24 protein-coding genes are annotated in these 21822 nt (G+C 36.1%); 10 read left to right on the plus strand and 14 right to left on the minus strand.

Translation table 11 applies throughout. From position 1 onward, the window contains the following. Positions 1–25 precede the first annotated feature (25 nt). The 5 genes from OMO38_RS16580 (at position 26) to OMO38_RS16600 (ending at position 6417) form a co-directional block, all read left to right on the plus strand. Positions 26–1144 (plus strand): DNA polymerase III subunit, encoded by a 1119-nt coding sequence (locus tag OMO38_RS16580; protein WP_264751302.1) that lies wholly within the window; start codon positions 26–28, stop codon positions 1142–1144. 270 nt (positions 1145–1414) lie between these two features. Then, entirely contained in the window at positions 1415–2041 is a 627-nt protein-coding gene (locus OMO38_RS16585; protein WP_264751303.1) for a TetR/AcrR family transcriptional regulator, read from the plus strand. Continuing rightward, complete coding sequence (locus OMO38_RS16590; RefSeq protein WP_264751304.1) at positions 2025–3338, plus strand: TolC family protein; 1314 nt, start codon at positions 2025–2027, stop codon at positions 3336–3338. Before OMO38_RS16585 ends, OMO38_RS16590 begins: the two co-directional genes overlap by 17 nt. Before the next feature lie 19 nt (positions 3339–3357). Then, positions 3358–4461: an HlyD family secretion protein gene (locus OMO38_RS16595; RefSeq protein WP_264751305.1), complete on the plus strand. Its 1104-nt coding sequence runs from the start codon at positions 3358–3360 to the stop codon at positions 4459–4461. Positions 4462–4842: 381 nt separating this feature from the next. Then, entirely contained in the window at positions 4843–6417 is a 1575-nt protein-coding gene (locus tag OMO38_RS16600) for a DHA2 family efflux MFS transporter permease subunit (RefSeq protein ID WP_047442626.1), read from the plus strand. A 79-nt stretch (positions 6418–6496) separates the two neighbouring features. On the opposite strand, the gene OMO38_RS16605 is transcribed toward OMO38_RS16600, so the two are convergent. After that, the gene (locus OMO38_RS16605; protein WP_264751306.1) at positions 6497–6652 is read right to left on the minus strand and encodes a hypothetical protein; all 156 of its coding nucleotides are present in this window, start codon (positions 6650–6652) and stop codon (positions 6497–6499) included. Between the two features lie 10 nt (positions 6653–6662). Then, on the minus strand, positions 6663–7025 hold the full coding sequence (locus OMO38_RS16610) for a winged helix-turn-helix transcriptional regulator (RefSeq protein ID WP_264751307.1): 363 nt from the start codon (positions 7023–7025) through the stop codon (positions 6663–6665). Between the two features lie 90 nt (positions 7026–7115). Here OMO38_RS16610 and OMO38_RS16615 point away from each other — a divergent pair, with 90 nt between their 5' ends. Further along, positions 7116–7646 carry an NAD(P)H-dependent oxidoreductase gene (locus OMO38_RS16615; protein ID WP_264751308.1) on the plus strand — a complete coding sequence of 177 codons (531 nt, stop codon included), beginning with the start codon at positions 7116–7118 and terminating at the stop codon, positions 7644–7646. 208 nt (positions 7647–7854) lie between these two features. On the opposite strand, the gene OMO38_RS16620 is transcribed toward OMO38_RS16615, so the two are convergent. Further along, positions 7855–8574, minus strand: coding sequence for a hypothetical protein (locus OMO38_RS16620; RefSeq protein WP_264751309.1), 720 nt, complete (start codon positions 8572–8574; stop codon positions 7855–7857). Between the two features lie 118 nt (positions 8575–8692). Here OMO38_RS16620 and OMO38_RS16625 point away from each other — a divergent pair, with 118 nt between their 5' ends. The 3 genes from OMO38_RS16625 (at position 8693) to OMO38_RS16635 (ending at position 10730) form a co-directional block, all read left to right on the plus strand. Continuing rightward, positions 8693–9598: an EamA family transporter gene (locus OMO38_RS16625; protein WP_264751310.1), complete on the plus strand. Its 906-nt coding sequence runs from the start codon at positions 8693–8695 to the stop codon at positions 9596–9598. Positions 9599–9861: 263 nt separating this feature from the next. After that, entirely contained in the window at positions 9862–10182 is a 321-nt protein-coding gene (locus OMO38_RS16630; protein WP_264751311.1) for a nucleoside triphosphate pyrophosphohydrolase family protein, read from the plus strand. Next, the gene (locus tag OMO38_RS16635; protein WP_264751312.1) at positions 10179–10730 is read left to right on the plus strand and encodes a DNA-3-methyladenine glycosylase I; all 552 of its coding nucleotides are present in this window, start codon (positions 10179–10181) and stop codon (positions 10728–10730) included. Before OMO38_RS16630 ends, OMO38_RS16635 begins: the two co-directional genes overlap by 4 nt. A 153-nt stretch (positions 10731–10883) precedes the next feature. Here OMO38_RS16635 and OMO38_RS16640 read toward each other — a convergent pair whose 3' ends face one another. The 7 genes from OMO38_RS16640 to OMO38_RS16670 form a co-directional block, all read right to left on the minus strand. Further along, complete coding sequence (locus tag OMO38_RS16640) at positions 10884–11348, minus strand: hypothetical protein (protein ID WP_264751313.1); 465 nt, start codon at positions 11346–11348, stop codon at positions 10884–10886. Between the two features lie 6 nt (positions 11349–11354). Beyond that, the gene (locus OMO38_RS16645) at positions 11355–11726 is read right to left on the minus strand and encodes a glyoxalase (protein ID WP_264751314.1); all 372 of its coding nucleotides are present in this window, start codon (positions 11724–11726) and stop codon (positions 11355–11357) included. A gap of 85 nt (positions 11727–11811) precedes the next feature. Beyond that, complete coding sequence (locus OMO38_RS16650) at positions 11812–11985, minus strand: hypothetical protein (RefSeq protein ID WP_264751315.1); 174 nt, start codon at positions 11983–11985, stop codon at positions 11812–11814. After that, positions 11972–13018 (minus strand): ATP-binding protein, encoded by a 1047-nt coding sequence (locus OMO38_RS16655; protein ID WP_264751316.1) that lies wholly within the window; start codon positions 13016–13018, stop codon positions 11972–11974. Before OMO38_RS16655 ends, OMO38_RS16650 begins: the two co-directional genes overlap by 14 nt. Positions 13019–13026: 8 nt before the next feature. Next, the gene (locus OMO38_RS16660; protein WP_264751317.1) at positions 13027–14124 is read right to left on the minus strand and encodes an ATP-binding protein; all 1098 of its coding nucleotides are present in this window, start codon (positions 14122–14124) and stop codon (positions 13027–13029) included. Positions 14125–14180: 56 nt separating this feature from the next. After that, positions 14181–15767, minus strand: a complete 1587-nt coding sequence (locus OMO38_RS16665) for a patatin-like phospholipase family protein (protein WP_264751318.1) — start codon at positions 15765–15767, stop codon at positions 14181–14183. A 108-nt stretch (positions 15768–15875) separates the two neighbouring features. Then, a complete protein-coding gene (locus tag OMO38_RS16670; protein ID WP_264751319.1) occupies positions 15876–16775 on the minus strand; it encodes a magnesium transporter CorA family protein in 900 nt (299 codons plus the stop codon). 78 nt (positions 16776–16853) lie between these two features. Here OMO38_RS16670 and OMO38_RS16675 point away from each other — a divergent pair, with 78 nt between their 5' ends. Continuing rightward, positions 16854–17876 (plus strand): 3-oxoacyl-ACP synthase III family protein, encoded by a 1023-nt coding sequence (locus OMO38_RS16675; protein WP_264751320.1) that lies wholly within the window; start codon positions 16854–16856, stop codon positions 17874–17876. 194 nt (positions 17877–18070) lie between these two features. Here the strand turns inward: OMO38_RS16675 and OMO38_RS16680 are convergent, their stop codons facing one another. From OMO38_RS16680 to pruA, 4 genes are all read right to left on the minus strand, one after another. Continuing rightward, positions 18071–19231: a thioredoxin family protein gene (locus OMO38_RS16680; protein ID WP_264751321.1), complete on the minus strand. Its 1161-nt coding sequence runs from the start codon at positions 19229–19231 to the stop codon at positions 18071–18073. A 158-nt stretch (positions 19232–19389) separates the two neighbouring features. Next, positions 19390–19647: a hypothetical protein gene (locus tag OMO38_RS16685; protein ID WP_264751322.1), complete on the minus strand. Its 258-nt coding sequence runs from the start codon at positions 19645–19647 to the stop codon at positions 19390–19392. Between the two features lie 86 nt (positions 19648–19733). Beyond that, the gene (locus tag OMO38_RS16690; protein WP_264751323.1) at positions 19734–19949 is read right to left on the minus strand and encodes a cytochrome C551; all 216 of its coding nucleotides are present in this window, start codon (positions 19947–19949) and stop codon (positions 19734–19736) included. Positions 19950–20132: 183 nt separating this feature from the next. Beyond that, entirely contained in the window at positions 20133–21758 is a 1626-nt protein-coding gene (gene pruA / locus OMO38_RS16695) for an L-glutamate gamma-semialdehyde dehydrogenase (protein WP_264751324.1), read from the minus strand. Positions 21759–21822 lie beyond the last annotated feature (64 nt).

Here is a 21822-nt window from a genome sequence, read left to right on the forward strand (position 1 = left end):
CGTAAAAATCTTTTATCTTTGAAACATGAATTGGGAAAACATCGCCGGACAGGAAAATCTTAAAAAACTTCTTCAGGACAGCATCGCCGAAAACAGAGTGAGCCACGCCCAGCTTTTTATCGGAAAAGAAGGTTACGGAACGATGCCAATGGTTCTCGCATATGCAAAAGAAATACTGAGCCGCGAAAACGCGCACGCAGCTTCAAAAGTGGAACATCTCAATCACTTGGATCTGCATTTCTGTTTTCCTGTATTTACCGACAACAAAAATTCATTAAGCAAAAATAAATTTGATCAGTTCAGAGAAATGATTCTCGAATCGCCTTACGCAAGTTATGATGACTGGACGGCTTTTTTAGAATCAGAAAACAAACAGCTGTTTATTTCCGCAGATGAAATTGACGATCAAAACCAGAAGTTTGCTCTTAAAAGTTTTGAAGGCGGAACCAAAATTCTTATTGTTTGGCGTGCAGACAAGATGAATATCGCAGCTTCCAACAAATTCCTAAAGTTTCTGGAAGAACCCCCTGCAAAAACGATTATTCTTTTGACCGCAGAAAGCGCTGACGATATTTTACCAACCATACTTTCCCGTACACAGATTGTAGAAGTTCCCAGAATTGCAGACGACGATTTGATCAATTATATACAGAATAAATTATCTGCTTCGCAGGATCAGTCTAAAACCGTAGCGCATGAAGCACAGGGGAATTTAAATGAGGCCATCAAACTTTTACATTCGGAAATTAAAAATCCTGAGTTTGAAAAGCTCTTTGTGCAATGGGTTCGTGATGCGTTTATGGTGAAAAAGAAACCTGAATTTTTAAAGAATATTATCCTTTGGGCTAGAGAAATTGCCAGCTGGAACAGAGAAAAACAGAAAAATTTTCTCAACTATGCTTCAGAAATTTTCAGATTGGCTTTATTGCAAAATTATCAGTCTGAAAACCTCGTTTACAAAAAGATCGATGCGAACGGATTTAACTGGGCTGGTTTTTCAAAATACATCACCGGTGCCAATATCGTTTCGATACTGGAAGAAATCAACGACGCGGATCATCATTTAACCCGGAACGGAAATCCTAAAATTGTCTGGACAGATTTAGGAATTAAACTCTCAAGATATATCCATAAAAGCTCATAGAAATTCAGACTTCGGTCTGAATTTTTTTTGATCTAATCTACAGTGGTGTCGCTAAAATATTACTATTCTCGCAGATTTTGCAGATTGAGCAGATTTTACTTAAATCAACTCAATCTGTCTGAAGTTTATTTACTTCCACAAAATATCAGATTACTTCTTCGATTATCAGAATCTATTTATCTGATATTTAAAATCTAAATTAAAAATCAATCAAACGTTTGATTTTTGTTAAAATTCGATGTACATTTGCACCCGAAAAAACACCATATTATGATTTCAAAAGAAGAAAATATATTGTTTGCTGCCGAGAAACTCTTTGCAGAAAAGGGTTTTCCCGGAACTTCGACGAGAGAAATCTCCAAAGCTGCGAACGTCAATATTTCGATGATCTCTTATTATTTCGGTTCAAAAGAAAAATTGTACGAGAAATTGGTGGAATACAGAATGAAGGAGGGACAGTTTTTTTCAAAAGAACTTTTAGAGCGTACAGATATCAATGAATGGGAAAAAGTTGAAAGGATTGTTGATCAGTTTGCAGGAAGAGTGCGCAATCACAGAATGTTTTTCAGAATCATGCAGCGGGAGCAGCTGTACAGTGACAATCCGCAGATTGTTGAATTTCTGAAAGAGACCAAACTGAGTTTTATCACAATGTATTCAAAAATTCTGGAAAGCGGTTTGGAAAAAGGAATTTTTACTAAAAATCCACCGATCTATCTGCTGCATTCTACGGTAAGCGGAACCTTATTTTACGCTTCCAATGCCAAACAGATGTACAAAGATTTTCTTAAAAATGAGGAAGACGAAATGGTTTTTGAAGAAACCTATTTCAACGAACTTACACAACATATAAAACATATTTTAAAAGACCTTTTAGGTTATGAAGAGAATAAATAACTCAGTTCTTGTACTGTCCCTTTTCGCAGGAATGATGTACACACACGCTCAGGAGAAAAAACAGCTCAGCCTTGATGAAGCCGTACAGTTGGGAATCCAGAACAGTAAAAGTTTAAAAATAGATGCCGCCAAAATAGAAGAAGCAACCGCCGATCTGCTGGCTGCTAAAAACCGACAGCTTCCGGATCTGTCAGTTTCAGCAAGCTATCTTTATCTTCCGGTAAGACCGACGATTGATTTGAAAATTCCCGGTGTTTCAACTGCAGGAAGTCCTGAAGTACATCAGGTAGCTTACGGTTCTGCCAATGTTACCGTTCCGATTTACAGTGGCGGAAGAATTAAATATGGTATTCAGTCGGCAAAATATCTGGTGGAAGCATCAAAATTAAGCACTGAAAATGATAAAGTTGCGATTGCTTACAACGTGGCTCAGGCTTACAATAATTTGTTCAAAGCCAATCAGTCTATTAAAGTTTTAGAAGAAAACCTTTCAGCATCTCAAAAAAGAGACGAAACTTTTCTGAAGCTTGAAAATAACGGAGTGATCGCAAGAAACGACCGTTTAAAAGCAAACCTTCAGACTTCAAATATTGAACTGCAACTTTTGGAAGCACAAAACAATTACAATATCGCCAATATCAATATGGATCTGTTGTTAGGACTTCCTGAGAATACCGAAATTGAAGTTGATCAGCAGTATATTAATGAAGCAGATGATGTGAAGACGGTTGATTTTTATTTAAATGAAGCCAGAGAAAACCGTAAAGATCTGCAGGCTTTAGACCAACAGAGAAAAGCAGCAGAACTGGGAACGAAATCTGCAAAAGCAGAAAATCTTCCATCGATTGCCTTTACTGGTGGTTATGTGGCGGCGGATATTCCTAAATTTTTAACGATTTACAACGCAGTGAATGTTGGAGTAGGGGTTTCTTACAATTTATCAAATCTCTGGAAAGAAAATTCAGCATTGAAGCAGTCTAAAGCGAGAGAAATGCAGCTGTCGGCAACCAATGAAATGATGAATGACAACATTAAACTGGAAGTCAACAGAGAATATCAGAATTCAGATTATTCTAAAAAGAGAATTGCGGTATTCGAAAAAGCTGCGGTTCAGGCAAATGAAAATTACAGAATTACAAAAAATAAATACGATAACGGTTTGGCAACGATGACCGAACTTCTGGATGCTGATGCAGCGCAAATAGCAGCCAACGTCGGAGTGATCAATGCAAAAGCTGATGCAGCCTTGGCATACAGAAAACTATTACAGACTACAGGAACTTTAACAATCAAATAAAAACAGAACGATATCCAAAATGGAAAATAACAATACTCAAGTAACTGAACCGAAAAAGAAAAAAAGTTTAGTTTTCCCCATCATTTTAGCAGTAATCATCGTCGTAGGTGGAATCTACGGTTACAGAACCTATTCTTACGGACAGGTTCACGAAGAGACAGATGATGCTCAGATAGCATCAAACATGAATCCTGTAATTTCAAAAATTTCAGGTTACGTGGCAGAAGTAAAAGTGAAAGACAATCAGTTTGTAAAAAAGGGTGATACTTTGGTGATCTTAGACAATAAAGATCAGAGAATGGCTTTGGAACAGGCTCAGGCAGCTTTGTCAACGGCGAAGAGCAATATTTCTTCTGCTCAGTCTTCTACCAACGCTACTTCAAAAAATATCAGCAGTTCGCAAGCCGCAGTAGCAACAGCGAATGCACAGATTGAAGCTGCAAAAGTAAACGTCTGGAAAACTTCTCAGGATTTAAAAAGATATTCAGTTTTGGTAAAAGACCATTCGATTACGGAACAGCAGTATGAGCAGGCTTTGGCTGCAAAACAGTCTGCAGATAAACAGTTGCAGGTTTTGGTTGATACAAGAAATCAGATTGCACAGCAAACCGGAATCGCTTCTTCTCAGACTGAGGCAAGTTCTCAGCAGATTTCTGTGGCAGGTTCGGTAGCGAAACAGAGAGAAGTAGATGTGGAAAGTGCAAGATTAAATCTTTCTTACACGGTGATTACAGCTCCTGAAGATGGTTTTGTAGGAAAAGTTCCTATCCAGGCAGGACAGTTTTTGCAGGCGGGTTCTCAGTTATTCAGTCTGGTTAAAAATGATCAGAAATGGGTAATTGCTAACTTTAAAGAAACTCAGGTTGCTAAAATGGTGGAAGGACAGAAAGTGAAAATCGAGATCGATGCTTTTCCTGATACTGAGTTTGAAGGAGTGGTGAGTTCATTCTCTCCGGCGACAGGTTCTACATTCTCAATTTTGCCTCCCGATAACGCGAGTGGAAACTTTGTAAAAGTGGTTCAGAGACTTCCAATTAAAATCGATTTTGTAAAATTGGATCCGAATATTGCCAAAAGACTGAGAACAGGAATGAATGTGAAAGCAGAAGTTTCTTTGAAATAAGAAACAAACTTAAGAGCCAAGTAAAAAGTAAAAAGTAAAAAGTTTTAATACTGCTTATGAATTACTTTTTCTCACATAATATTTAAATAAGTGGATTGTCAGTTTTGCTGAAGCAAGTCGATTCTCAATGCTGAGGAATTAGATGCAGAAAGATGCTGAGGATTTTGAAGGAGATTAATGTCAGACTGGAAATGCTGGAGATTAATGTCAGATTGAAAATGGTGAAGAATAAATTGACAACGATGTTGAATGATGATTGGCAGTTCACTTTTATTATAAAAAATTCTTAAAGAAGAGGAACACTGATGTTGGAGTTTGAGAGGTATTTTTTTCTTAATCTCAGCCTTAACCTCAACCTCCTTTAAACACACAAATAAATTAATGCAAGATTCATTAGTAGAATATGGAGCCCGAAGAGTGATCATCACGATCACAGCGATTCTTTGTGCTTTGCTTGAAATTGTGGATTCCACGATTGTGAACGTTGCCCTGAACGAGATGAAGGGGAACATGGGAGCCACGCTTTCTGAAGTGGGATGGGTGATTACAGCGTATGCGATTGGTAACGTGATTGTGGTGCCAATGACTAGCTGGCTTTCACAACAGTTTGGAAGAAGAAATTATTTTGCCGCTTCCATTATTATCTTTACTATTTTCTCATTCTTATGCGGAAATGCCGACAATATCTGGGAACTGGTATTTTTCAGACTCTGTCAGGGAATTGGAGGTGGAGCTTTGCTTGTAACTTCACAAACGATCATCACAGAATCCTATCCCGTCGAAAAACGGAGTATGGCTCAGGCTATTTATGGTTTGGGAGTAATTATCGGTCCAACACTGGGTCCGCCACTGGGAGGTTATATTGTTGATAATTACAGCTGGCCGTATATTTTTTATATTAATATTCCAATCGGGATTGCAGCGACTTTGATGACATTGCAGTTTGTAAAAAGTCCGAAATTCTCTGAGAAACGTAAGGCTTCAGATGTTGACTGGTTAGGTATTATGCTTTTAGCATTGACAGTCGGTTCTCTACAGTTTATTCTGGAAAGAGGTCATGAAGAAGACTGGTTTGAAAGCGGAATGATCGTTACTTTCACTACAACAGCTGTTTTAGGATTTATCTTATTCCTCTGGCGAGAATTAACCTTTAAATATCCGATTGTAGAACTCCGTGTTTTAAAAAATGGAAATTTAAGAATCGGAACCGTGATGTCCTTTGTGTTAGGATTTGGTCTGTATGGTTCAACATTTATCGTTCCATTGTATACACAGAGTATTTTAGGCTGGACGGCACTTCAGTCCGGAGCATTAATGATTCCGGCAGCTTTAACGACAGCGTTTATGATGCCGATTATCGGCAGGTTACTTTCTAAAGGCGCAAAACAGCAGATTTTAGTTTCATTGGGATTATTTATCTTCTTCGTCTACAGTTTCTGGGGTTACAAAATATTAACACCTGACACCAGTAAAGAAGCATTTTTCTGGATGCTGATAGTAAGAGGAATGGGACTTGGTTTACTGTTTATTCCGATTACTTCACTTTCATTAAGTACATTGAAAGGTCAGGAAATCGGGCAGGGCGCAGCCTTTACAGGAATGATGCGACAGTTGGGTGGTTCTTTCGGAATCGCTGCGATTACAACATTTATTGCCAACGCCAGCCAAAAGTACAGGGTGAATTTAATATCCCATCTTGATGGCGACAGTCTCGATGTTCAGCAGCGACTGGCAGGTTTAAAAGCTAATTTTATTGCTAAAGGAATGACTCCCGATGCTGCTATGAATGCCGCTTACAAAGTCTTGGATATGACCGTCACCAAACAGGCAACCGTGCTGTCTTATATGGATGTTTTTCTATATTTGGGAATAGCCTTCCTGGTCTGTATCCCGTTTATCCTGTTTATCAGAGAACGGAAAAGCAAAGAAAAAATAGATTTAAGTGGTGTACACTAAAAAATATAAACCTCTGATGATTTCAGAGGTTTTTTTGTTGAATTCATAAAGGGACAGGCTGTCACGGATGTATCTTTGCCTAACCGATAATGGTTTGAACTTTCCCAACTTGGGAAAGTCTCCCTCCAAACCAGGGCAACAAAATATGACGTGTGTTTTGTCTCCCCTGAAACAGGTTCTCACCGTCCCAATTTGGGAAAGCTTCCCCCGAAACAGATTTTGACCGATGTGACATTTTAATATGATTAATTATCAATGCTTGCCTTATGCATTGTTCCCCATTTATCCAGTTCTACGATAACAGGTTTTAGCTGATAGCCAATTTCAGTCAGTTCATATTCAACTCTTGGCGGAACTTCGGCGAAAACGGTTCTTGTCACAATTTTATCCTCCTCCAGTTTTCTAAGTTGAAGCGTGAGCATACGTTCTGTAATATTTCCAAGGCTTTTTCTCAGTTCCCCGAATCTAAGTTTTCCATTAATTAAATAACTGCAGATCGCCAGTGACCATTGTCCGCCAATCAGTTTGGATGCGTAGAGCTCCGGACACTCTTCTACAAGGGCTTTTTTATTGGCGAAATTGGTCGAGGTTTCCTTTATTTTAGTCATTACTTACATTTTTTATAGTACCGTACAATTGGTGGCTACTATCCGAATTGTAAGTTACACTTATTATTTTTGTAGGAGAAATTTTAAAATATGAAAACATTAGTAATAGTAACTCATCCTACTATGGACGAATCTTTAATCAACAAAAGATGGGTGGAAGAACTGAATAAATTTCCCGAAAAATATGTGGTTCACGAACTGTACAAAGCTTACCCGGATGAAATATTAGATATAAAAAAAGAACAGGAACTGGTGGAAGCGTACGACAAGATTATTTTTCAGTTTCCATTTTATTGGTTCGGCAGTCCGTCTCTCTTGAAAAAATGGTTTGATGAAGTTTTGTTACACGGCTGGGCATACGGAAGCAAAAGCGGATATAAAGTAAGCGGTAAAAAGGTTGCGCTGGCCATATCTGCAGGTGTTGATGATAAAGATTTCAGGGCAGACGGAAAATACAGACATACGGTCATTGAATTTACAAGACCTTTTGAGCTCAGTTTTGAGTACATCAGAGCAGACTATCACAAGCCTTTTGTTTACTATGGTTTGGAGCATAATGTTTATAAAGAATGGATTGAAAGAAGTGTTCCGATGTATCTGGAATTTATTGATAATCTGTAAAACCAAAATCTCTGAAAAACTTCGGAGATTTTTTATTTATCTTTAAAAAGATGGTGTCTTAAGATTTTTCTTGCGGTTAAGTGACGGTTTATTTTAAATCAAAACAGAATGGGAATATTGCGTGCATTTTCATGTAGAAATTAAATTGAGTTCGTACAATCCTTTGGTTGATAAGATGTATCTGTTTTTGAAAAGTAATTTATCAAAATCATTTTTGTTTTAAATATTTTACTAACTCTTCAACAATTATAGAATCCTTTTTCGAAAATTGGAAACATTGAATTCCAAGATCATCATTTTTTTTGGTTGTATATAAATAATCAGTGAGCCACCGTCTATCTTTCGAAAGTATGAATTTCTGATCCAGTGGTGGACCTATTACTGTATTAAATTCTGAGTGACAACTTAGGCAATTATTCTCGTAATGTGTAATCCCAGTACCGGTTGAGCGACCCACGTACTTTACTTTACCAATGTCTAAAGCTTTAGAAAAATTGTGATTTTCCAACCTGATAGATGAAAATATTTTGGATAACTCTTCTGATTTATCGCTTTTTGTTGAGTTTATGACAGTGCTGGTTTGTGAATCAATTTTAGGAATATAAACCGCATAAGAACCGTATTCAGATTTTGGAATTTCAATAACGATCTCTCTTCCGGCGGCGGTAATTTGCTTAAAGAGGTTGTCATTGAGCGCATTCCGATACATTTTATTACTGTTGCTTCCATATTCAATAAAAATAGTGTCTTTTTTATTGGTGATAAAAGAATAATACGAATCAATGGTTTGGGGCTCTACCAACTTCCAATTACTTGGATATTCAAAAGAAATCTTGCCAACTTTAAATTCTTTTGGAACAGACTTTTCTTCTTTGCAGGCGAAAGCAAAAAATAAAAAGAATAGCAAGCTGTGATTGGGAATTGACATGATGTTTACCTTTCAACCAAATATACAAAACAACTCATCAAATCATTCTATTGAGATCTGAAAAATACGCAGAATCCCTATCTTTGCCTCACCTTAAAGCAATAAATTCCACCTCCACTTGAACAATCTGAAATACTATCTCGCCGCCATCACTGCTTTCTCTTTATGGGGAACATTCAGTCTGGTTTTAAAGCCGCTGCATTCTTATCCTTCACTGGATATTCTTTTTTACAGAGTGTTCAGCTGTGCTTTAATAATGACATTGATAACGATATTTTTCAGAAAAGTGAAGCTAAAGAATAATTTAAATTATTTTAAAACTTTAATTCCAAAGGATAAACAGAAAATTGTCGGCTTAAATATTCTGAGCAGCATTTTGCTCACCGGAAACTGGTTTTCTTTTATCTATGTAATGAATCACATCAGCGTGCGGGCAACTTCAGTAGCCTATCTCGTATGCCCGATTATCACAACGATTCTGGCCTTTTTCATTCTCCGTGAAAAACTCACAAAGCTGCAGTGGACTTCCGTAATTTTGAGTGCCGCAGGATGTATTTTGCTTTCTTATGCCAATCTTCTGGACATGGTTTACAGCACGCTCATAGGTTCAACTTATGCCTGCTACCTCATTATCCAGTCTGTGAATTCTAAATTTGATAAATTTCTGGTGCTTAATTTCCACATGATTTTATCAGCTTTGATCCTGCTTCCGTTTTTCCCGACCTATTCCGGACCTGTGCCGACGGATTTTAAGTTTTATCTCTACATCGAAATCATTGCGGTGATGTACACCATCGTGCCATTACTTTTAAACTTATATGCCCTGTCAGGAATTGCGTCTTCCAAAGTGGGGATGATTTTGAATATCAATCCCATCATTGCCTTTATTCTGGCGGGAGCGGTTTACAACGAGGCGCTCGGAGGTTTGCAGATTGTTTCCTATTCTATCATATTTTTAGCGGTTATTATTTTTAACGCGAAAGAGATTTTTGGTTTTAAAAAAGCTGAATTGCTGCCCAAATAGATTAATCTTCGTATTGGTTTTTAATAAAAATTCGTTTAGATTCTCTTAAACCTAAATGTTTTGTTTGTTAAAAATTGACCAAAATTATTTCCCCCGATCCTAAAGGGAGTAATTTTATTATAAATTAATTTTATATAGTCATAGACTTTAAAAAACATCGTAATTAAATAACAGGGGCAAAATGATTAATTTCCATCAAACCAAAACCTCCTGACAGACAGTTGTCAGCAGTTTGTATTATCTTTATTCCCTAAAAATCAAATATGGATCAGAATAATTTCGACAAAATAATAGAACGCTCTCTGGCGATCAGAAAAAAATACCACCAACTGGAAGTTCAGCAAAATGGAAAAGAATGGACTTTGGAACAGGACGCTTTAGCATATCTTTCCGACGCCGGACTGATAGGCAGAAACGTGATGTCCCACGAAAAAACATGGTCAAAGAAAGATTCCGCTGAAGAACTGGAACATAAATTAGGCGAAAACATCTGGTGGCTGATTGTACTTGCTGACCGAACCGGAATTGATATGAAAGAAGCTTTAGATAAATTTTTAAACAAAACTGAAAACCTTTTCTCATGAGTTACTGTTCAGCCATCGAAAGAATGCAGCCCGAAAGCCGCAAAGAACTGCACAAAAATTACCACGACAACCATTATGGTTTCCCAATCCATAATGACAACGAATTGTTCGGAAGATTGGTTATGGAAATCAATCAGGCAGGTCTGAGCTGGGAAACCATCCTTAAAAAAGAAGAAGGTTTCAGAAATGCCTACGATAATTTTGATATTCAAAAAGTTGCTTGTTACACTGAAGAAGACCGTGCACGGTTACTCGCAGATCCCGGAATCATCAGAAATAAACTGAAAGTAAATGCCGCCATCGAAAATGCAAAAACTATCATCGAATTACAGAAGGAATTTGGTTCGTTCGAAAAATGGCTCGAGCATCATCACCCAAAAACTTTAGAAGAATGGATGAAACTTTTCAAAAAAACGTTCAAATTTACTGGTGGCGAAATTGTGAATGAGTTTCTGATGAGCATTGGTTTTCTGAAAGGAGCTCATGCGGAGGGTTGCGAAATCAACGGGAAAATTTTGAAAGAGAAACCGATGTGGCTTGTTGAGTAGGTTAAGGTTAAGGTTAAGGTTGGAATTTTAACTGATTTCAGTAACAATCGAACATCAGAATCTAAGATCCATGAGGAGCGTCCTGTTATGTGCTTAACAAAAAATATTTTTCATTGCATAGAATCTGTCATTCCGACAAAGGAGGAATCTCAGCTATTTGTCGTTAAAAGCCTGCAAATCTAAAGCTTGATTTTGAAAATAGTCTTTAAATTTTTCTGATAGTTTTTGATCTTTGAATTTTACAATAGTATAGCCGCTGTCAAAAGCAGTAATTTCAACAATAGATTGATGAATTTGAAATTCATTACATTCCCAGACACAAATATTTTCTGCCGATAGAGTAGAAACTTTCCCAAAATCAATAGCAGAATCTTGCGGAACCGCAGAAATAATTCCCCAAATAATTTGAGCATTTGATTGAAAAATTCTTTCAAATTCTGCATGAGTTAAAAAAAAGTAATCAGCATTAAAATTTATCGGAAGTTCAGTATCGCTCATGAAATCAATATCAGTAATAATCCAATGGTAGTCTCCTAAATTTTCCCAAATTGGTTTTAAAATTTCTTTTAAGTTTGTGTGATATTTCACTGTTTTGGTACTTCTGATAATCCAATTCATTTCCTGTTATTTTTTAAATCCACTTTTCAGCCTCTCAATCAGCATCGTGATAATTCTTTTATTAAAAACCTTGCTGTCTGAAATATAAACTTCCATTTCTTCAACGGTAAACATTCCAATCGTCATTCCGATAAAAGTATTTTTTAAAACATTGTCTTTCTGAAGACTCTGCTCGATCATCACGGCTTTTTTCGAGGAAGGCAGCGCATTAAAATCTGAATTCTGACGGATGGCGTAATTGGTAAACAGTGAAATGTACAAATCGTTCTGCAATTTCAGAATGGGACGCAGGGTTTGATTTTGAAAAATTTCAGTGGGTGTGGTTGCTTCTGAATTGGGTAGGTTGAGCGATTCTCTAAGATTTATTTTTGTGGTCATAGTTAATTAGAAATTGGTTGTTCTTAATAAAATATAGTATTGTTTAGTCAATTTAATGAAGAAATAGTTTTGCTAAATACTGTTATTATTCCTCCTGAATACTTTTAAAGATTTCAAGTAGTTCTTTTGGTATTAGATCTGGAAAATCATAAATTACTCTTTCTATGACGGCTAATTTTAGATCAGGCTCTTTTCTCTTAATGCTCTTTAATGCTGGAAAAGCTTCAATAATAATCTCTTCCAATTTATGTCCTTGCATTTCCAAAAACCATTTTGGAATCTCTAATTTCATTTAGAAGTACATATTCACTTAATTCGTAACCATTTTTTTCTTTACGTTTTTGATCGATATCAAATATAATTTTATCAATCATTTTTTGAAATTCAAATGTTGTAAAATTTATTATGCTTGGAAATGTCTTCTCTTCAATAAAGCCAAAACTTTGTGAGCTCAAAATTCTTTCATGCCAGAATAAAATAGCTAGCAATAATGGATCAAGTAAATAATTTTCAATACTATATCTCATTTTATAGCCTAAAACTTTTATAAATTCATATTCAGGCTCTTTTAAATTTAAGTCCCAATCAATAATTCCCCAAATAAAATTGTTCCCTGAATTTCTTAAGGTTGTAGATATTTTAATAACCTGATCACAGTTAGATATAGGGATGCCATTTTTATCTGTTCTTGAATCACCAGAAGAAATGAAGTTTAAAGATATCTCTGGATTTAAACGAGAGTTGTAAATATTATATAACCCTTCATAAAACATCACATCATTTTCACTCTCAACGAAAACTTGTCTTCTATTTTTGTGATTTATACTAAACGATGGAACGCCAGAAGTAAGCTCTTTCAAAGCTATGTCCTTTGAAACCTTATAAATTTTTGGTGTTTTATTTTTGTCCATTACAAAAATGCTTTCATCTGGCGCAAAAGCCACTGTTGAAGGTGAGTGAGTTGAAATTAAAATTTTAATCCCCATTTTCTTATGAAAAACATTATATAGAACATCCATTAATCTTTTTGACATTGATGGATGTAAAGCAGAATCTATTTCATCTAAAAGTAAGAGAGACGTTATAGCATTATTTCTTTGGAGTTTAAAAAGATAGAAGGATAATGCAATTAATGTTTTTTCACCTGACGATAGTGCATCTAAAGTGGTATGAAAATTTTGTTTTTTGTTAAAAAGTGAGATTGAGACATTCTGATTAGTGATATCATATCCTAATTGAATATTAATATTACTGCTTCGAAACTCATATCCATTACAATCATATTCATACAAAACTTCATTTAGAAATACCAATGGCGAATTACCATATGTTTATAAAATTGATCCTCCGCCATAAAATGTATGTTGTGACCTTTCATTTTAGACTGAAATTCATTAAACTCATTTCTAGCTTTCGCAACTTGATAATTTTTCTCCGCATCAGCAACTATTTGAAGATTTAGAAATCCAGTATCCACGTTAATCTGATTTAAAATTTTTTCTTCTCCATTGACTTTAGTTGACAACGCTAAATATTCCGGTGATATATTCTTAATGAAATATTTTTTAATTTCATTAAAAATTTCACGAAAGCTTTCTTTAATAGCTAAGAACTCTTTCTTTAAAATCGGATATTGGTTTACTGAATTAAGAAAATTTATGAAATTTTGATCAAATCCCTGATTATGCAAACTCAGAAAAATTGGATGAAGTTGAAAATTAGGATCTTCGGTTATTTTAAGATTATAAAGATTAATTTGAGAGTTATACCAATTTATAATTTCTATATTGTAATTATAATTTCTAATTATATTTAAAATTTGTGTTCTAAATACTAAATCCTCTTTATCTAATAACCACTCTCTGATATTAATAGTTTTGAAATCTTTTTTAATATGATTTATTAAATTATTTTGTTTTGGAGAGAACTCTGGAATCTCAGATTGCATCAAAGGTATTTTTTCAATCTCTAATTGTTTTTTTTCAAAGATTTCAATTTCATCTTCGCTCCATTTAATCAAATCAGGTGAGTTAATGATTATATATTCTAAAGCTGAATAATCACCTTCATTTAGTTTGTATTGGCTTAGAATTGTAGAACGTTGGTTTACTAAGTTTTGTGAAAATGATGAGCTTTTATTTGCGAAAAAATCACTCTTAATTTTCAAGTCATTATTTTTTGAAAGATCATCATAAAATATATTAAAATCATTGTAACTGTAATATATGATACCAGATTGGTCAATGCCTTCTACCTTAACTGCTCCTTCATTTATGGCCTTTAGTAAATGTGTTTTCCCTGATCCATTTAATCCGGTAATAATTGAGAAGTCATTTAATTTATAATTCTCAAGTTGATTTAGTGAGAGATATGGAGTTTGTTGTTGTAGTATAATCATCTTATTAAGTCTCTATATATATAAATCATAGTTAGAGCTAAAATACTCAAAATTACTCACCCCACCGTCTTCGTATCCTCTTCCTTCAGAATTTTTTTCTCTTTCATTGCGACCATCATTCTTTCACATTTATATTCTTCCCAGTTGAATTGGTTGAGAAAATCGAGAGCGGCGAGAAATCCGGCGTTAAAAAGCTGTTCTTTTTCCTCTCTTTTCATAAAGAAATTAAGCCAGCTGCTCGTTCCACAGTTGACGGTTTTGATGCTGTACAGATTGTAAAATGAGTATTTGGTCAGGAACATTTTATCGTTGAAACCTTTCAAAGTTCCGATGATGTTTCCGGCGTAGGAGAGGGGAGTTTTCAGGATTTGTTCACTTGTCTTTCCTTTGGCACCCAAGATTTCAGAATCGCTGGTCAGCTGAACTCCAAACAGAGGCATTCTCGGATAAAATATATCATTCATATGAAAAAGGTCGATAGGAAAATTGGAAAGTGTTCCGCCATCAATGAAAATCCCAACAGGATAAATATCTTCTTTTCGGGTATTCATCCAGAATTTCCAGGCATATTTTACAGAATCGTCTTCTTTGTTAATGAGCTTCTGCATCGGTTCAAAAAAGAAAGGAACAGACATAGAGGCCCGCACAAATTCAGCCGGACTGATGTGCTTCAGCTCTTCTTCCGACCAGTAGAGATTGGCCATTGTTGGAAGTTCAACTTTTATTTGAGCATTGATGTCGGTAGTGATAACAATATATTCTGTCTGAAGCTGATAAAACGGATTATTTTTGTAGTAATCATTATTTTCGGCACTTTCGAGGAATATTCGGTAACGGGTCTCATCGATGTGTTCGAGATTATTCATTTTAATATCTTCAATTCCGTTCAGTGCGTTGGTGTAAAATTCCATGCCGTTTCCGTAACGGTAATTCAGATTCATCTTCTCTTCTTTCTGAATGAATTTTTGGTTGAGTTCGGCGACAGTTTTGATCCCGAATCCATTCATCACATCGGTCATCTGTTTCAGAAAAACATTTCCAGGATTCAGTCCGCTGTTGCTTTTCTTAAAATCGTGATAAAACTTTTTAAAACACAGAAATCCGATAATAACAGGAATCAGAGGAACTAAAAATAAAAGTTTAGCATTCAGAATTGTTTCCGATGAGATTATAAACGGCAGCGCCACCAGAATCAGCATTACCACAGCAATAATTATCACGTTGATTTTAATGAAATTTTTATTGTTGAGCATCGCATGAATGGTCGTTCTCACATACGGTTTCCCATCGATGAAATCTGAAAAATCCCAGTTGAAAAGAATATCTTTAATTACTTCACCTTTCGCTTCTTCCTTGGTTTTGCAGGCAGCAATCAGCATGGTGTTGATGGCTCCGGCACTGGTCCCGGCAATTTTCAGAAAACGGATTCCAAAGATTTCTAAAGCATAAAGATATCCTACCAAAGCACTTCCCCATACGCCACCGCCTTCCTGTACAAACTCGATGTACTGATTGCCTTCAGCATCGAGAATGTCGGAAAACTCTTTGGTGGAAATGTTTTCATGTAAAGCGCTGAGCTTTTCTTTTGATTCCTGAGAAAGTACGTCGTCCTCAAGGATCTTTTGAAGGATTTCGGTTTTCATGATTTTGGTTTGGTGTTTTTTATTTAGTTTTTTCTCGCTGATTAAACTGATTTAGCAAATTAATTATTAAAAAATCTGCGTTCAAACAGAATTATAACTTAAAATGAACTACCACTGCTTTCTCCTTGCATAAATAAATGTGCAGATCACGATCACACCCATTAAGCCCAATGTGTAAAAATAACCATGTTTTGTGTGAAGTTCCGGCATATTGTCGAAGTTCATTCCATATAATCCAGCAATAAAAGTGATCGGTAAAAAGTACACAGAATAAATTGCCAATACTTTCATTACCTGATTGGCTTTCTGATCAGACAGCGCGAGAAACATCGAGATTAAGTTGGTAATCTGAATATTAAGATGGTCAAAATCGGCAACAACATCTTTCTGTTTATCCTTTAAATCGACAATTTCAGAATCTTCAAGTTCTAGCAGTTTAAATTTTTCAACTGCATCATTGGATATCGTCAGAACCCTTGAGTTTAATCCTGATTTCCTCTTTAATTTATACAGCCTTCGGATTTGGTTGGTATGATTGGTATTTTTTAGGAAGATTTCATTTTCAATATTATCCATCGTTTCAAAAAGGCTGATGGCTTCATCATCAAAACTTTTCATAATCACCAGAGAGATCATCAGTGCAATTTTATGCGGATGAACAGTCTCGGTACTGGTGGTAAGTTCTTTTTTGGTTTCGGCGATACTTTTTGTCCTCATTCTGTGGATCGTAATAATGGTTTTTTCTAAAAGAAAAATCCCAATTTTGGTACTGATATCACTGATGGTGTTGAGGTTTTTACGTTCGAGCTCGGTGCTTTCGCGGAGAAGGAAGAATTTTACATTTCCGTCTTCTTCATATTTGGGTAAGTGGTTAGGGTCTAAGGTATCTTCCAACAGAAGATTGTTGATCTCATATCTTTCGTGAAGGTACTTCATATCTTCGTCCGTAGGTGCTTCTACGTCTATCCATTCGCATCCCGAATCTCTGTAAATTGTGTTGATAGGCATCCCGTAAAAATAGTATTAATTTTAAAAAAACCTATGTGTAAAATAAAGTTTTATCTTTACCAAAATTAAACAAACTATATGATTAAAAGTACAATAAAAGGAATCGGATTTCATGTTCCGGATCACGTTGTCACCAATGATGATTTAGCAAAATTAATGACCACCAATGATGAGTGGATTACTGAACGTACCGGAATCAAAGAGCGTAGACACAGAGCTAACAGAAATGATGCGCAGGAGACTACAGCTTATCTCGGTTTCAAAGCGTCAGAAAAAGCACTTCAACAAGCTGGATTAACCGCAAAAGATATTGACTACATTGTTTTTGCCACGCTTTCACCGGATTATTATTTTCCCGGTTGTGGAGTACTGCTTCAGGATATGTTAGGTTGTGATACCATTGGTGCTTTGGATGTAAGAAATCAGTGTTCAGGATTTGTGTATGCGATGAGCGTTGCCAATGCTTTTATTAAATCAGGAACGTATAAGAATATTTTAGTGGTAGGAGCGGAAGTCCATTCTTTCGGACTTGATTTTTCTGACGAAGGAAGAGGAGTTTCTGTTATTTTTGGGGATGGGGCAGGAGCCATTGTTCTTTCTGCAACTGAAGATGAAAATGCTGGAGATATTTTAGCAATGAATATGCATTCTGAAGGGAAATATGCAGATGAACTGTGCACGCAGTTTCCGGGATCGAAATACGGCTGGAGCGACAGAATGAGAAAGGAACCTGAAAATGTGACCAACAAAGAAGTGTATCCAATTATGAATGGAAATTTTGTTTTCAAACACGCTGTTACAAGATTCCCTGAAACTATGCAGGAAGCTTTGGATAAAGCCGGAAAAACGATTGATGATCTGGATATGTTTATTCCGCATCAGGCGAATCTGAGAATCGCTCAGTTCGTTCAGCAGAAATTTGGTTTACCGGATGAGAAGATTCATAACAACATCCAAAAATATGGTAATACAACGGCTGCGTCTATTCCAATTGCCTTGAGTGAAGCAATTGAGCTTGGGAAAATCAAAAGAGGAGATCTTGTACTTCTTTCAGCTTTTGGCAGCGGGTTTACATGGGGAAGTGTATTGTTCCAGTACTAATAAAATATTCCTGAAATTTCAATAGGTACGTCATTTCGAGTAGGTTTACGAAGAAAGCCAGATCTAGAAATTTTTAGAAGGTATCTGAAAAATTATATATAGGTTTCGCCATCTGCACTGACGAAAACCGTGCAATAAATAAAAATTCCGCTGAAGTTTATTTCAGCGGAATTTTTTATGTTTAATTAAATAGTTTATAAACTCTTCAATATTTTTTCTGTTTCTGAAGTATCTTCACCTGCTGCTTTTCCCAGTGCGATAGATTTTTCAGCCCAAATTTTAGCATTTTTCTTATCACCTACTTTGTTGTAAAGGTTTGCCAGAGTATCTGTATTGGCATAATTCTCATCTTTCTTCACAGATTCCTGAGCCCATTTTACGGCAGTTTCCAAAGATGATTTTGTGTTTACATTTTCAAAGAAATTCCACGCTACTGAATTTAATTCTTCAGAACTTAGTGCAGTATAATCTTTGTAAAGATCCAAAGTCATTTTTTCGTAAGTAGCAAAGTCTTTGTCTTTTAAAGCTCTGCTGGATTTCGCTCTTTTCAGAAGCTTTTCAGATTCGTCTTTTGTAAGAAATTTCTGCGTCTCAGTTAAGAAATAAGCATCATTCCATTTTTTTGTATCTGCGCTGTACGTTTTTTTCATAATCGTATTCAGCTTGATGTTTTTGTCAACCATATCATAACGGTCAGCCGGCAAAACCTTGATAATATCTTCTTTTTTATTTTGGAAAATCTTATACAAAGGGCTTTCTGTACTTTGAGTTCCAGCAAGAATCATCTGAACATCCTGCTGATCTAAGCTGGTTTTTGCACTGAAATAACGGTCTAAAACTCTTCCTGCAAAGTCTGCATCATTATAAATCGTAAGGCCAGCCAGATTTTTCAAAAATTCAGGATCCTTTTCACCTTTTTCAAATTTTTGTTTTAAAGACGTCAGTCTTTTGTTTGGATCTCCTGCATCCATCGCAAACTGGATGAAATCTTTTTCCTCAACATATCCTAAAGTTCTGTGAACTTCCTCCCCGTCACCGTTAATGAAAAGATAAGTTGGGAAAGCTTTTACATTGTATTTTTTAGCTAAATCAATCCCTTCACCTTTTTCCATATCAATTTTAGCATTGATGAAATTGGCGTTGTAGTAATCACCCACAGGTTTCAGAGGGAAAATATTTTTCACCATCAGTTTACACGGTCCACACCATACAGCATAAGCGTCTATGAAAATCAATTTGTTTTCTTTTTTTGCTTTAGCTAAAAGGCTTTTGAAATTTCCTTCTTCAAATTTAATTCCCTGTCCGAACGCAATCACGGCAAAGAATAGGAATGATAATATTGCTGTTTTTTTCATGAAATATTTTATTGAATGCAAATGTAATAATTATGTTAATATAAGGCTTTATAATAATCAATAATTCAATACATAAAATTTAGTTAAAGTCTTTGCCGATAATTTGGGTCAAGACGACTGAAAATAAAAAATCCATAGAATTCTATGGATTGACTGATTTATCTTGAACCGCTCGCGTCGGTATTCGGCCTTGATTCTTTGCTTTGGTAATCTGTTGGCTTTTTTACTGTATCGTTTGCCAGATTCGAAGTATCGGCTGCATTCTGTTCTGAATTGGCCACTGCAGAATCTCCCAAATCGTTTCTCATCGGGTCTTTGTCGTGATTAGCCTTATAATCTTCTCTGTTTTCTTTTTTATCTGCGCAACTTCCGAAAACTATCAGTCCCATAATTGCGGCTATCCATAATTTTTTCATAGTAAATTTTTTAATGTTTGTCATTCAAATATAAAAAAATCCGCAGAACTTTCATCTGCGGATTTTCCATTTTTACATTAGACTTTTTATCTTGTCGCAGGAGTTGTTGTAACGCTGTCAACTTTCATAGAGTCCATAGGAACTGTTGTTGTCAATGTATCTGCTACAGCCGGTGCAGCTCTCATCGCTGTATCTGCCGCTGCTGTAGAATCTGTGTTACTGGATGACATTTGCGCTTCCTTTGTTCCGCAGCTCGCTGCAATAAATCCTATCCCTAAGGTTAATAAAACTAACTTTTTCATAATAACATAATTTTTAATGGTGTTAACGCTTACACTTCAATAATTATTCCGAAAATTGTCGCTTAATGATTATTTAATAGATAAAAATATTAAAGTATTGTTAAATTTAAAATAAAAAGCCCCGAAATAAATTTCGAGGCTATATATTCAGCAGCAATTTTTCATTGCCTTGTTTATTTAAGATTATCCTAAATATGGATATTTGTAATCTTTAGGAGAAACGAAAGTTTCTTTAATACTTCTCACAGACGTCCATCTCAATAAGTTCATCTTAGAACCTGCTTTGTCATTCGTTCCTGAAGCTCTACCACCACCGAAAGGCTGCTGACCTACAACGGCACCAGTAGGTTTGTCGTTGATATAGAAGTTTCCTGAAGCGTTCTCCAAAGCTTTGAAAGCTTCATCAGTTGCATATCTGTCCTGTGAAAACACAGAACCTGTTAATGAATAAGGAGATGAAGAATCTACGATTTTAAGAGTTTCTGTCCAGTCTTTATCTTCATAAACATACACAGATAAGATTGGGCCGAAGATTTCTTCTACCATGCTTTCGTACTGAGGATCAGTCGTTTCAATTACGGTTGGGCTCACGAACCATCCTTTAGAATCATCGCATTTACCACCGATAATGACGTTGGCATTGCTAGATGCTTCCGCTCTGTCGATATAGCCTTTGCATTTTTCGAATGAGTTTTTATCGATTACTGCGTTCACAAAGTTTGAAGGATCTTCCGGTGAACCAATTTTAATGGATGCTATCTGAGTTTCCATAACTTTTTTTACATCTTCCCAGATTGATCTTGGAATATACGCTCTTGAAGCCGCAGAACATTTCTGTCCCTGATATTCAAAAGAACCTCTTACCAAACCTGTTGCCACTGCTTCTACGTTGGCAGAAGGGTGAGCGATAACGAAATCTTTTCCACCTGTTTCTCCAACGATTCTTGGGTATGTTCTGTAATTGTGAATATTGTCGCCAATCATCTTCCACATTCCCTGGAAAACTTTTGTAGAACCTGTAAAGTGCAGACCTGCAAAATCTCTGTGTGCCAATACTTTCTCAGCAGTCTCTTTTCCGTCTGTGAAGATCATATTGATAACCCCGGCAGGAAGACCAGCCTCAGTTAAAACATCCATAATTACTTTTGCAGAATAGATTTGTTTGTCTGAAGGTTTCCAAACTACAACGTTTCCAAGCATTGCCATACAAGCCGGCAAGTTTCCTGAAATAGCTGTAAAGTTGAAAGGAGTTACCGCAAAAACAAATCCTTCTAAAGGTCTGTATTCTACACGATTCCAGATTCCTGCGTCGGAAACCGGCTGTTCAGAATACATTTCTGTCATAAATTCTACGTTGAATCTCAGGAAATCGATGAACTCACAAGCTGCATCAATCTCTGCCTGATGAACATTTTTAGACTGTCCGATCATGGTCGCAGCGTTAATGACATCTCTGTAAGGACCTGCCAAAAGATCAGCCGCTTTCAGGAAAATAGCCGCGCGGTGTTCCCAGCCCAGCTCGTTCCATTGTTTTTTAGCAGCTAAAGCAGCGTTGATGGCATCATCTACATGCTGCATAGTCCCTCTGTGATAGAACCCGAAGTCGTGAGCGTGATCCTGAGGAGACTGAAGCTGAACTTTATCATCAGTTTTTACTTCTTTACCATTAATCACCATTGGAATTTCAATCTTCTGTGCCCACATTTTTTTGTACTGAGCGATTAGAGATTTTACTTCCGGAGAACCCGGTTCGTAAGAATTTACCGGTTCGTTTACTGCAAATGGTACTTGCGAAATTGCTTTTGACATATTACGTTGTATTGTTTAATTTTTGCTTTTTACAAATTTACAACTTTTATTTAATGTCAATCGT

The organism is Chryseobacterium kimseyorum, from assembly GCF_025971945.1.
In the GTDB taxonomy this organism is placed as follows: Bacteria; Bacteroidota; Bacteroidia; order Flavobacteriales; family Weeksellaceae; genus Chryseobacterium; species Chryseobacterium kimseyorum.